This window comes from Mesobacillus sp. S13 (assembly GCF_020422885.1).
Taxonomy (GTDB): domain Bacteria; phylum Bacillota; class Bacilli; order Bacillales; family Cytobacillaceae; genus Mesobacillus; species Mesobacillus selenatarsenatis_A.
In genome coordinates this window covers 4,642,064-4,654,929 of record NZ_CP084622.1, presented here as the reverse complement: position 1 = coordinate 4,654,929, position 12,866 = coordinate 4,642,064, and the positions used below count along the sequence as shown (strand labels likewise).

General features: G+C 46.1%; 11 protein-coding genes. 8 read left to right on the top strand and 3 right to left on the bottom strand.

Features of this window, described 5'->3' with window-relative positions:
• Window positions 1-68: 68 nt before the first annotated feature.
• Window positions 69-221 carry a DUF1540 domain-containing protein gene (locus LGO15_RS23390; RefSeq protein ID WP_167831072.1) on the bottom strand — a complete coding sequence of 51 codons (153 nt, stop codon included), beginning with the start codon at window positions 219-221 and terminating at the stop codon, window positions 69-71.
• A gap of 235 nt (window positions 222-456) precedes the next feature.
• Here LGO15_RS23390 and LGO15_RS23385 point away from each other — a divergent pair, with 235 nt between their 5' ends.
• Together LGO15_RS23385 and argS are read left to right on the top strand one after the other, a co-directional pair.
• Window positions 457-900 (top strand): YwiB family protein, encoded by a 444-nt coding sequence (locus LGO15_RS23385; protein ID WP_167831073.1) that lies wholly within the window; start codon window positions 457-459, stop codon window positions 898-900.
• Window positions 897-2,567: an arginine--tRNA ligase gene (gene argS / locus LGO15_RS23380; RefSeq protein WP_226086219.1), complete on the top strand. Its 1,671-nt coding sequence runs from the start codon at window positions 897-899 to the stop codon at window positions 2,565-2,567. The genes LGO15_RS23385 and argS overlap by 4 nt, the downstream gene beginning before the upstream one ends.
• 208 nt (window positions 2,568-2,775) lie before the next feature.
• Here argS and uvsE read toward each other — a convergent pair whose 3' ends face one another.
• On the bottom strand, window positions 2,776-3,735 hold the full coding sequence (uvsE, locus tag LGO15_RS23375; RefSeq protein WP_226086218.1) for a UV DNA damage repair endonuclease UvsE: 960 nt from the start codon (window positions 3,733-3,735) through the stop codon (window positions 2,776-2,778).
• 28 nt (window positions 3,736-3,763) lie between these two features.
• Entirely contained in the window at window positions 3,764-4,951 is a 1,188-nt protein-coding gene (gene cls / locus LGO15_RS23370; protein WP_226086217.1) for a cardiolipin synthase, read from the bottom strand.
• Window positions 4,952-5,177: 226 nt separating this feature from the next.
• Here cls and LGO15_RS23365 point away from each other — a divergent pair, with 226 nt between their 5' ends.
• The 6 genes from LGO15_RS23365 to LGO15_RS23340 all read left to right on the top strand — a co-directional run bounded on the left by LGO15_RS23365 (window position 5,178) and on the right by LGO15_RS23340 (window position 12,864).
• A complete protein-coding gene (locus LGO15_RS23365) occupies window positions 5,178-7,289 on the top strand; it encodes a (Fe-S)-binding protein (RefSeq protein WP_226086216.1) in 2,112 nt (703 codons plus the stop codon).
• A gap of 294 nt (window positions 7,290-7,583) precedes the next feature.
• Window positions 7,584-8,771, top strand: coding sequence for an acetyl-CoA C-acetyltransferase (locus LGO15_RS23360; protein ID WP_226086215.1), 1,188 nt, complete (start codon window positions 7,584-7,586; stop codon window positions 8,769-8,771).
• Between the two features lie 63 nt (window positions 8,772-8,834).
• A complete protein-coding gene (locus LGO15_RS23355) occupies window positions 8,835-9,686 on the top strand; it encodes a 3-hydroxybutyryl-CoA dehydrogenase (protein WP_226086214.1) in 852 nt (283 codons plus the stop codon).
• A 60-nt stretch (window positions 9,687-9,746) separates the two neighbouring features.
• Window positions 9,747-10,877, top strand: a complete 1,131-nt coding sequence (locus LGO15_RS23350) for an acyl-CoA dehydrogenase (protein ID WP_226087973.1) — start codon at window positions 9,747-9,749, stop codon at window positions 10,875-10,877.
• Between the two features lie 175 nt (window positions 10,878-11,052).
• Entirely contained in the window at window positions 11,053-12,192 is a 1,140-nt protein-coding gene (locus tag LGO15_RS23345) for an acyl-CoA dehydrogenase (RefSeq protein WP_226086213.1), read from the top strand.
• Window positions 12,193-12,210: 18 nt separating this feature from the next.
• Window positions 12,211-12,864, top strand: a complete 654-nt coding sequence (locus LGO15_RS23340) for a TetR/AcrR family transcriptional regulator (protein ID WP_167831080.1) — start codon at window positions 12,211-12,213, stop codon at window positions 12,862-12,864.
• Window positions 12,865-12,866 lie beyond the last annotated feature (2 nt).

The following is a 12,866-nucleotide window of genomic DNA, read 5'->3' as shown; positions in this document are numbered from 1 at the left end:
CGAGGAATTAATTAGATCATGTAAAAACCGGCTGGCACATTGTGAAGTGTCCAGCCGGTTTTTAGGTTTTACATCTTTTCAAACGTATCACAAATGGTTTCTTTTTCATTTACTGCCTGATTTCCTCTATTGGCTACGACCATGATAGAGTCAGCCACACATTGATCGCCTTCTGCCCAGTATTTACAGTTTTCTACTTCGCATTTTACTTCGATTCTCATGTGGTGCACCTCCTTTAATAGGTCTTGGTTATCAATACCCGATATGGAGAGGGACAAAACCCTTTACATGTCCCCTTGAATTTCCCTCAGATTCATATGGCATTTCCCCTGCGAACCTTGCACTTTCAAAGGAGAATATTTATACTTATAAAGTTATAATGAAGATAGAAAAGCTTAGCGACTTGGTCAGAACAGCTAAAGCGCTGAAGCTGGATAAGAAAAGGGCGTGTTAACGGTGTCTAGTAAACCCGCTGATCAGATTCCTGTCAAGGTGACGGTTAAAACGGCGATTTACAGTGGCAAAGAGAAGGAAACTTTTGAATTGACCACTTTTGGCCGATACTATAAAAAGGCAAACAGCTCGTACCTCCAATATGATGAAGTGATGGAGGAAGGAGATGTCCATACAACAGTAAAAATATCAGGGGACGAAGTGCTGATCATGCGCAGCGGCGCGATCAAGATGAGGCTTCATTTTCTGCTGAATAAAAAAACTCCGGGTAACTATAAAACTCAATATGGTCTGCTCGAAACCTCGGCGCTCACGAAGCGGCTCGACACGGATTTTAACGAGACAAAGCAGGAGGGCCATGTGGACTTGCTGTATGATATGGCTATACAGGGCGCGAATGCAGGTACATACCATTTAACGATCAAATATAAGGAGGAAGGCAAATGAATATAGTTGAACAGGTTCAATTGAAGCTGAAGGAAGAAATCAAGCAGGCGATCATCAAAGCGGGCCTTGCTGAGGAAGCCCAAATTCCGGCTGTTATTTTAGAGACGCCAAAGGAAAAAGCACATGGGGATTACTCTACGAATATGGCGATGCAGCTTGCGCGCATGGCGAAAAAGGCCCCTCGCCAGATTGCAGAGCAGTTGATCGAAAACTTCGATAACAGCAAGGCATCCATTGAGAAGATCGAAATCGCAGGACCAGGGTTCATCAACTTTTATATGGATAACAGCTATTTGACGGACTTGATTCCGGCAATCCTTGAAGCAGGCGACAAATATGGTGAATCAAATGTAGGAAATGGCGAGAAGATCCAGGTCGAGTTCGTTTCTGCCAACCCGACCGGTGACCTTCACCTGGGACATGCTCGTGGCGCGGCTGTCGGCGATTCATTGTGCAATGTTCTTGCCAAGGCTGGATATGATGTGTCCCGTGAATACTATATCAATGACGCTGGTAACCAGATCAATAATCTAGCGCTTTCTGTTGAGGCACGTTACTTCCAGGCGCTTGGCATGGACAAGCCGATGCCTGAGGACGGTTACCATGGTGCTGATATTATTGGAATCGGGCACAAGCTTGCTGAAGAATTCGGCGATAAGTACGTGAATGTTCCGGACCAGGAGCGCTTCGATGCTTTCCGTGAGTACGGCTTGAAATATGAAATGGAAAAGCTGAAGCAGGATCTTGAGAACTTCCGTGTCAGGTTCGATGTTTGGTATTCAGAAACTTCTCTATACCAAAATGGAAAAATCGATGTGGCTCTTGATGCATTGCGTTCAAATGGCCATATCTTTGAAGAGGATGGCGCAACATGGTTCCGTTCATCAGAGCTTGGTGATGACAAGGACCGCGTGCTGATCAAGCAGGATGGATCATACACTTACCTGCTGCCAGATATTGCTTACCATAAGGACAAGCTTGAGCGCGGTTTTGAGAAGCTGATCAACATCTGGGGAGCGGACCATCATGGTTATATCCCGCGTATGAAGGCAGCAATCGAGGCGTTAGGCTATGGCCGGGATGCGCTTGAAGTTGAAATCATCCAGCTCGTCCATTTATACAAGAATGGCGAGAAGATGAAGATGAGCAAGCGTACAGGCAAGGCTGTCACAATGCGTGACCTGATTGATGAAGTAGGTTTGGATGCAGTTCGTTACTTCTTCGCGATGAGAAGCGCGGACACTCATATGGACTTCGATCTTGATTTGGCTGTTTCCCAGTCCAATGAAAACCCAGTGTTCTACGCACAGTATGCACATGCCCGCATCAACAGCATCCTGCGTTCTGCAGCTGAGCAAGGCTTGATTTTTGACATTGAGGCAGACTTCAAGCACATCCAGTCCGAGAAGGAAATCGACCTGCTGAAAAAGCTTGGCGAATTCCCGCTGGCCGTTGCTGAAGCAGCCCAGAAGCGCATGCCGCACCGAATCTCAAACTACATTTTCGAGCTGGCATCCGTATTCCACAGCTTCTACAATGCTGAAAAAGTACTTGATCTGGAGAATAAAGAAAGAACAATAGCACGTCTTTCATTGATCAAGACAGCGCAAATCACATTGAAGAATGCACTTGAGTTGATTGGAGTATCTGCACCGGAGAAGATGTAATTTCTAATATGAAGAGACCCAGCCGAAGATGGCTGGGTCTCTTTTTCAATTGGAAAAAATACAGCAGATTTTCCAGTTCGCTATATAAAATGGATTCTCGCTATATAAACGATCATTTCGCTATATAAATGAAAAACTCGTTATAAAAAACAAAATCTCGCTATAAAAATAAAATTTGCGCTATAAAACCTGATTAATGGAAGGGGAATTAAGTTTTCCACTCCAAAGCAGCCCCGCCAATCCGCTTCACTCCGCGGATTTTAGCCAAATCCTCGACGAGCTTTAAAGCTGCTTTGTCCTTTTCCTTCGCTTCAATCATGAAATCGACGTCCTGGCCGATACCCTTCAGTATTTCGATCAATGGCAGGATGAAATCTGGATCAACATAATCGGCGTGTGAACGATACGCTTTTTCGGATTTTGGGGAGGAGATATGGATCTTAGGCTTCAGCCCGGTCCGTTCCCAGGTTGCGAAGCCGGCAGGAAGCAGGTTCTCCAGTGATTCTTCACAGAGATTCGCCATATGGTGGTGATAATCGAACATAAAGGCTACATCCTCTTTTATACAGGCACCCAGTGTTTCCGACGTATTATAGGTTTTATCATCGTTTTCAAGCGTGGTGATTTTTTTGATATGGGCAGGCAGCTTTGCGAAGTTTTCATGAAAACGCAAAATCGTCTCTTCCTTGTTGCCGTAAGCCCCGCCAATATGAATATTGATCAGCGCGTCATTCTCCAGTCCCATCGCTTTGAGCATTCCGTAATGATATTCCATATCGATGATGGCATTGGCCGTCACTTCCTCTCTCGGTGAAGTGAACAGCGTGTATTGGTTTGGATGGAAACTTGTTCGCAGCCCATGTTTTTTTACCAATGCGCCGATTTCCAGCCATTTTTCACGGAACGGGGTCACATAATCCCACTTGACCTCCGGGTGGGTCGCAAGCGGCGCGATCGAACTTGAGAATCGATACAATGGGATATCATGGGCGATATTGTAATGAATCATTCTTTCCGTGTTCACAAGGTTTTGATAGGTTACCGACAGCAGCTTTTCATGCCGTTCTTCCTTTGGCAGCTGTCCGTAACGAGCGAATGTAAGTGCCTTGGAGGGAGATGCATCCCACAGGCTGATGGCGGTGGATACATAGCCCAACCGAATAATCATAGCGACACTCCTTTGTTGCCTGGCTCTTTTATAAAAAGTAGGAAATCGTACTCGCGGCTTTTTCCTTTAGCAACGCATGTTTGAAGTCATCTAAGGCAGCCTTCCTGGAGTTCAGGATGTCTTCTGTCAGGATCCTTTTAACTTTTTTAATAAAGTCACCATTATAAATAAGGCAATTCAATTCATAATTCAAGAACATGCTTCTTTTATCAAAGTTGGCCGTGCCAATGTCACAAATCTCATCATCCACAAGCAGGATTTTTGCATGGTAAAAGCCATTCAAAAACTGGTAGACTTCGGCACCATCCTTAATCAGTGTCCTTAGATATGGATAGGAAGCTTCTTTAACAAGGATATGGTCGGAAACGAGCGGAACAAGGATCGTTACGGAAACCCCTCTTGAAATCGCCTCTCTCAATAAACCAAAAATCCTTTTGCTCGGAATGAAGTAAGGTGTCCCGATGAAAATGGATGTCTTTGACTTGCTGATCAGGTCTGATATCAATTCCTCAAGCAAAATGCCTTCAGTTGGAACAAGTTGCTGTTTGACCATCCCTTTTTCGAGAGAAGGGAAATAGGCTTTATTTTGCAGCAAGTTGACTTTCGCAGCCGCATGCCAATCCTCAAGGAATTCTGTTTGCAGGTCGACCACGCCTTCACCGGTCATTTTCAGATGGTAATCACGCCAAGGTGAGAGCTTCGGCTCCTGATTATTATATTCTTTTCCGATATTGAAGCCGCCGAGATAGGCAGTAGAACCATCGATCACAGTAATCTTCCGGTGGTTCCGCACCTGCGAGGTATAAAACAAGAAAGGCAATTTGGGCATTTGTGAAAAGGCGAGTTCAACACCAGCAGCTTTCAGAGAGCTGATCGTTTTACGCTTCAATCCACTGCCAACCCAGTCAACCAAAAGCCTGACCTCAACTCCAGCCTTGGCTCGTTCTTTTAGAATCGATATGAATTCCTGGCTGATTTTATCATCCTTGACGATATAAAACAAAATGTGAATGTGCTGTTTTGCGTTTTTTAACTCGGAAAAAAGGTTCTCGAACAATTTAGGACCTTCGGTAAAAATCTCAAGGTCACTTTCCCGTATTGGCAGTGTATTTGTCTTCGCGCTTTCCAGATGCTTTTTTCTGCCAAGCAGGAAATCCATATAGATCCATAGGGCAAGCCCAGCTATTATCGCAAGCAAAATCCATCCAAAATCCATAGCAATTCGGCTCCCTTAAAAAAGTATTTTCTTTATTTTTGCCGAAATTGCTTCATATATGTTAAGTTTCCTTTAAAAGCAGAAGTATAAACAATTTTCAGAAATGAAAGGAAATGAGTTGACTGAATGCTCATTCATTATATAATGTAGTTAAAGGTATATTCAGAAAATTTATTTGGTTAGAAATTTTCATCCAAAAATAGCATCGAAAGGGGTAAATGATTTTATGAACGGTTTGCTATGGATTAATCTTATTGCGTTCTTACTTGTAACCGCTTACGCCATCAGCTTGTTTGTTTATGTCGTGAAGACGAGAATCGAGTACATCAAGCTCGGCAAGAAATCTGAGTTTGATGATGATATCAAGGATCGCTGGAGGAGAATTCTTGTCCATGTTTTTGGCCAGAAAAGGCTTTTGAAGGACAAGAAAAGCGGTGCGATCCACGTTATGTTTTTTTATGGCTTCCTTCTTGTCCAATTTGGGGCAATAGACTTTATCTGGAAGGGGATAAAGCCTGGTTCGCATTTGCCGCTAGGTCCGCTTTATCCAGGATTCACATTTTTCCAGGAACTCGTTACGCTAACAATTCTTGTAGCAGTAGTTTGGGCTTTTTACCGTCGTTATGTAGAAAAGCTAGTCCGTTTGAAGCGCGGCTTTAAAAATGGGCTTGTCCTTCTGTTCATTGGCGGATTAATGCTTTCCGTATTGCTTGGAAATGGTATGAGCATGATCTGGCACGGCCATGAAGGAACATGGACTGAACCAGTCGCATCTCTCATTGCGGCAGCTTTCAGCGGAATTCCTGAGGCAGCGGCCATCACGATTTTCTATATCGCATGGTGGATTCACTTGCTGTTCCTGCTTGCGTTCCTTGTGTACGTACCGCAATCCAAGCATGCTCACTTGATTGCCGGACCAGCCAATGTTTATTTGACAAGGGTTGATTCGCCAGGAAAAATTACGAAGATTGACTTTGAAGATGAAACGCAGGAAACATTCGGTGCTGGTAAAATCACTGATTTCAATTATGAACAAATGATCGACTTTTATGCTTGCGTGGAATGTGGACGCTGTACAAATATGTGTCCGGCAACAGGCACTGGAAAAATGCTGTCGCCAATGGACCTGATCGTCAAGCTGCGTGACCATTTGACACTTACAGGTGCGGCTGTCACATCAAAACAGCCTTGGGTGCCTACTTTCGCTTTTTCAAATACAAAAGGCAACCAACTTGCATTATCAGCTGCTGGACAGGGTGCTAATGAAGCTGCAGCAGGGCTCGCATACAGCCCGAGCATGATCGGCGATGTCATCACAGAGGAAGAAATCTGGGCTTGTACAACTTGCCGTAACTGTGAAGACCAGTGTCCGGTCATGAACGAACACGTGGACAAAATCATCGACCTCCGTCGTTACCTTGTTTTAACTGAAGGTAAGATGGATGCTGATGCACAGCGCGCGATGACCAATATCGAGCGACAGGGCAACCCATGGGGCTTGAACCGCAAGGAAAAGGAAAACTGGCGTGAGCTTCGCGACGATGTTGTCATTCCTACGGTAAAAGAAATGAAAAAGGCAGACGAAGAATTCGAATATTTATTCTGGGTTGGTGCGATGGGTTCATTCGATAACCGCAGCCAAAAGATCGCTCTTTCATTCGCTAAGCTATTGAATGAAGCAGGCGTCAAGTTCGCCATCCTTGGAAACAAGGAGAAGAACTCCGGAGATACACCGCGCCGCCTTGGAAACGAGTTCTTATTCCAGGAGCTTGCGACAAAGAATATTGAAGAGTTCGAAAAAAATGAAGTGAAGAAGATCGTGACGATCGACCCTCACGCATACAATATCTTTAAGAACGAGTATCCTGATTTCGGCTTTGAAGGTGAGGTTTATCACCATACCGAGCTTCTTGCACAACTTGTGAAAGAAGGAAGGCTGACTCCAAAGCATGCAGTGAACGAAACGATCACTTTCCACGATTCCTGCTATCTTGGACGCTACAACGAGGTTTATGACGCACCGCGTGACATCCTCAAGGCGATTCCAGGTGTGGACCTGAAGGAAATGGAACGTAACCGCGATACAGCAATGTGCTGTGGTGCTGGCGGCGGCTTGATGTGGATGGAAGAAGAAACAGGACACAGAATCAATGTATCACGTACAGAACAAGCACTTGCAGTAAACCCATCCGTCATCAGTTCCGGATGCCCATACTGCCTGACCATGCTGTCCGACGGAACGAAAGCAAAGGAAGTAGAAGAAAACGTCGATACTTTAGACGTAGCCGAACTTCTTGAAAAATCCGTTTTCGGTGAAATCAAACCGCTTGTTTCTTAATAAAAATTAATACTCAAAACATGAATAGTAGAAGTTGACTCACAGTTAAAATTCGACATAAGACAGAATTTTTAGCAAAGTGTTTCAATTTCTACTATTTTTAAAGTAAAATGAATAATATGATAAAGCGCTTACATTACCCTTCGGCAATAAATCACCTTAGAACCTCACATAAACAAGCATACACAAATTTTTTTTGGACCAGTTTCGAGCGAGCGTTCAGTCACTCAATGAAAGCTGGATTGAGATTTTTTTCATTATCAAAAATTAATAGATTGAAAGGGAGAGATGGCAATGGGAAGAACAGTCATTTTAGCAGGGGCAAGAACACCAATCGGCAAGATGGGAGGAGCGCTCAGCAGCTTTACAGCAAGCCAGCTTGGCGGCATCGCCATTAAAGAAGCATTATCCCGTGCGGAAGTAAAACCTGAGGAAGTCGGAGAAGTCATTCTTGGAACCGTCCTTCAGGGAGGACAGGGACAGCTTCCTTCACGCCAGGCAGCAAGGGCAGCAGGGATTCCATGGGAAGTGAAGACAGAAACCATCAACAAAGTGTGTGCATCCGGTATGCGCAGCTTGACACTTGGTGACCTGATGATCCGTGCAGGAGAAGAAGAAGTCATCGTAGCTGGCGGAATGGAGTCCATGAGCAACGCACCTTATATTTTGCCAAAAGCACGCTGGGGATTGAGGATGGGCGATGGACAGGTGAAGGATTTGATGGTCCATGATGGACTCACTTGCAGTTTTAAAGGCGTACACATGGGCACATATGGAAATGAAGTAGCGAAAGAATATGAAATCAGCCGCGAAGAACAAGATGAGTGGTCTTACCGCAGCCACCAGCGAGCAATCGAAGCGATCGAATCCGGAAAGCTTGCTGAAGAGATCGTTCCGGTTGAAGTCCCGCAGCGAAAGGGAGACCCAATCCTTGTTCAGCATGATGAAGCACCAAGAAAGGATACTTCTCTAGAAAAGCTGGCAAAGCTCGGTCCTGTATTCAATTCCGAAGGCACGATCACGGCAGGAAATGCACCAGGTGTCAATGACGGTGCAGCTGCCCTTGTATTGATGAGCGAAGAGCGTGCAGAACGTGAAGGCAGGAAGCCGCAGGGCGTCATCCTTGCACACGCGGCCATCGCTACAGAAGCAAAGGACTTTCCGAAAACACCAGGAATTGTCATTAACGAATTGCTGAAGAAAACAGGGAAGTCCCTAGAGGAAATCGACCTTTTCGAAATCAACGAAGCATTTGCAGCAGTCGCATTGACAAGCGGCCGTATCGCAAACCTCGATCCAGAAAAAATTAATGTGAACGGCGGTGCGGTCGCACTTGGACACCCAATCGGAGCGAGTGGGGCACGCATCATCCTTACTTTGATGCATGAACTGAAGCGCCGCGGCGGCGGGGTCGGCATTGCGGCCATCTGCTCAGGCGGAGGCCAGGGTGACGCAGTGATGATCGAGGTTCCGAAGCAATAAGAATTTTGACAATAGACGGGAGGGCAGTTAATTTGCCCTCCATTGATTAGAGGAGGAGAAAGAATGAGTGTAAAAACGATTATGGTAATCGGCGCGGGACAAATGGGTTCAGGTATTGCACAAGTATGCGCGCAGGCAGGATACGATGTATTTTTGAATGACCTTAAGCCCGAATTTGTTGAACGAGGACTGGCTGGCATCAAGAAAAACCTGACCCGTCAGGTAGACAAAGGCAGGGTGACAGCTGAACAGCTGGACGAGATTGTCGGTAGAATTACCTCTTCAAGTGACCTGCAGGATGCTGCAAAGGTTGACCTCGTCATCGAGGCAGCAGTTGAAAACATGGACATCAAGGCAAAGATCTTTGCCCAGCTTGATGAAATTGCACCCGAACACGCAATCCTTGCTTCCAATACATCATCATTGCCAATCACCGAAATTGCGGCAGCGACAAAGCGTCCGGAAAAAGTAATCGGCATGCATTTCATGAATCCTGTGCCTGTTATGAAGCTCGTCGAAATCATCCGCGGATTGGCGACGGCAGATGAAGTCTATCAAACAATCGAAGACATCACCAAAACATTGGAAAAAGTCCCTGTTGAAGTGAATGACTTCCCAGGCTTCGTTTCAAACCGAATTCTGATGCCGATGATCAACGAAGCAATTTACACCTTGTATGAGGGTGTCGCGACGAAGGAAGCAATCGATGAAGTCATGAAGCTTGGCATGAACCACCCAATGGGACCGCTGACCCTTGCTGATTTCATCGGTCTTGATACTTGCCTTTATATCATGGAAACACTCCACGAAGGCTTTGGCGATGACAAGTACCGCCCTTGCCCGCTGTTAAGGAAATATGTAAAAGCAGGCTGGTTAGGTAAAAAATCAGGCCGCGGTTTCTATACTTACGAGTAATTATTTTTTCGTGAATCCGTCCATACATGATTGATTGTCTGGACGTGGGGAGGGTTAATGATGAATCTAAGATTTACAGAAGAACAGGAAATGATGCGCAAAATGGTGCGGGACTTCGCGCAAACCGAAATCGCTCCATTTGTTGAAAAAATGGAAGAGGGCGATTTTCCGAGGGAGATTTTAAGGAAGATGGGCGAGCTGGGCCTGATGGGAATCCCTGTTCCTGAAGAATATGGCGGCTCGGAGATGGATTTCATCTCCTACATCATTGCAATCCACGAGATCTCCAAGGTCAGCGCCACGGTGGGTGTCATCTTATCCGTTCATACTTCCGTCGGAACAAATCCGATTTTGTATTTTGGTACCGAAGAACAAAAGAAGAAATTTGTGCCTAAGCTTGCTGCAGGCGAATATCTTGGGGCATTCTGTCTGACGGAGCCAAGTGCAGGTTCGGATGCGGCCAGCCTGAAAACGCGGGCGGTCAAAAAGGATGGACACTATGTGTTGAACGGATCAAAGGTGTTCATCACAAACGGCGGAGAAGCTGATGTGTATATTGTGTTTGCTTCGACTAATCCAGAAGCTGGCCCTAAAGGTGTTTCCACTTTTATCGTTGAAAAAGATACCCCGGGCTTCATCGTCGGTAAAGATGAGCACAAGATGGGCCTTTATGGGTCTCGTACAGTTCAGCTGACATTTGAAGATATGAAGGTGCCGGCAGAAAACCTGCTTGGCCAGGAAGGCGAAGGGTTCAAGATCGCGATGAGCAACCTTGACTCCGGACGAATCGGTATTGCCGCACAAGCTCTCGGTATTGCAGAAGCTGCATTGGAAGCTGCGACTGCCTATGCAAAAGAAAGAGTCCAGTTCGGCAAACCAATCGCTGCCCAGCAAGGCGTCGGATTCAAGCTTGCGGACATGGCAACTTCAGTTGAAGCAGCAAAACTATTAATCTATCGCGCTGCCCAATTACGTTCAGAAGGACAAAAATGTGGTTTGGAAGCATCCATGGCAAAGCTGTTCACATCACGTACAGCAGTAGAAGTCACAACAGAAGCCATCCAGGTCTTCGGCGGCTACGGTTACACAAAAGACTACCCAGTCGAACGCTACTTCCGCGACGCCAAAGTCACAGAGATCTATGAAGGTACTAGTGAGATACAGAAAATTGTTATTAGTAAGCAATTGTAAATTCGGTGTGATGACAGGTTTGGGTGTGAAAGCAGCAAAGCTGTCAAGAAAAGCTCGGAATCATGACAGGTTTGGCAGTAGAAGAAGCAAAGTTGTCAAGAAAAACGTGTAATCAGCGAGTTAAGTGTAACAGCTACCTATAGAAACTAATCCAACAGTAACGGAGGAAACTATAATGAATTTTCGATTATCTGAAGAACATGAAATGATCCGAAAAATGGTCCGTGATTTTGCGAGGAATGAAGTGGCTCCTACAGCTGCAGAGCGTGATGAAGAGGAACGCTTTGACCGCGAGATTTTTGACAAGATGGCGGAGCTTGGCCTGACTGGTATTCCGTGGCCTGAAGAGTATGGCGGCATCGGCTCTGACTATCTTGCATACTGCATCGCAGTTGAGGAATTATCCCGTGTTTGTGCGTCCACAGGGGTTATGCTGTCAGCACATACATCACTTGCTGGCTGGCCAATCTTCAAGTTCGGAAACGAAGAGCAGAAGCAAAAGTACTTGCGCCCGATGGCTGAAGGAAAGAGCATCGGCGCATACGGCCTGACTGAGCCAGGCAGCGGTTCGGATGCAGGTGCGATGAGAACGACGGCAAAAGAAGACGGCGACCATTATGTGCTTAACGGATCAAAGATTTTCATCACAAACGGCGGTGTAGCGGATATTTATGTTGTCTTCGCTTTGACTGATCCGTCCAGCAAGCATAAGGGAACAACTGCCTTCATCGTGGAAAGCAACTTCCCTGGATTCTCTGTCGGCAAGAAGGAGAAAAAGCTCGGCATCCGTTCATCTCCTACAACTGAAATCATCTTTGAAGACTGCCGCGTTCCAAAGGAAAACATCCTTGGCGAAGTTGGCGAAGGCTTCAAAATAGCGATGATGACGCTTGATGGCGGACGTAACGGTATTGCTGCACAGGCGGTTGGTATCGCTCAGGGCGCACTTGATGCTGCTGTTGATTATGCAAAGGAACGCCAGCAGTTCGGTAAGCCAATCGCAGCGAACCAGGGAATCGGCTTCAAGCTAGCTGATATGGCTACTTCCGTTGAAGCTTCAAGACTATTAACCTACCAGGCTGCATGGCTAGAGTCTGAAGGTCTTCCATACGGCAAGGAATCTGCGATGTCCAAATTGTTTGCCGGTGACACAGCGATGAAAGTAACAACTGAAGCTGTCCAGGTATTCGGCGGCTACGGCTACACGAAGGATTACCCAGTCGAACGCTTCATGCGTGACGCGAAAATCACACAGATTTATGAAGGAACACAGGAAATCCAGCGCCTCGTAATCTCCAGGATGCTGACGAAATAATAAGGCGGGTAGATGTTGATGAAAAAGCGAGAAGTGCAGGCGTCGGTAAAAGATGAGCGACTTGTGAAAAAAAGGCGCGACCAGATGATAAAAGGGGCCGTTACCCTTTTCAAGCAGAAGGGCTTCCACCGCACGACTACCAGAGAAATTGCCCGGGCTTCAGGCTTTAGCATCGGCACCCTTTATGAATATATCCGCACGAAGGAAGATGTGCTCTATCTTGTCTGTGACAGCATCTATGACGAGGTCCGCGACCGCCTTCAGGAAAATCTCGACACGAACCAGGGGACGCTCGAGAGCCTGAAGGTCGGAATCGCCAATTACTTCAAAGTCATGGACGATCTGCAGGATGAAGTACTCGTCATGTACCAGGAGGTAAAGTCGCTGACAAAGGATGCTCTTCCATACGTGCTGAAAAAAGAAATCGAGATGGTGGGGATGTTCGAGGATGTGATCCAGCGCTGCGTCGAAAATGGCGAGCTTGACCTGGATGATAAACATGTCAAAATCATCGCCCATGATATTTTTGTGCAGGGCCAGATGTGGGGATTCCGCCGCTGGGCACTGCAAAAGCTCTACACTCTCGAAGAGTATACAGAGCTTCAGACAGAACTGCTTTTCAAGGGAATCAAGGGGTCGGAAATGAAATTAGGAACAGGGGGAACAAAATGAGT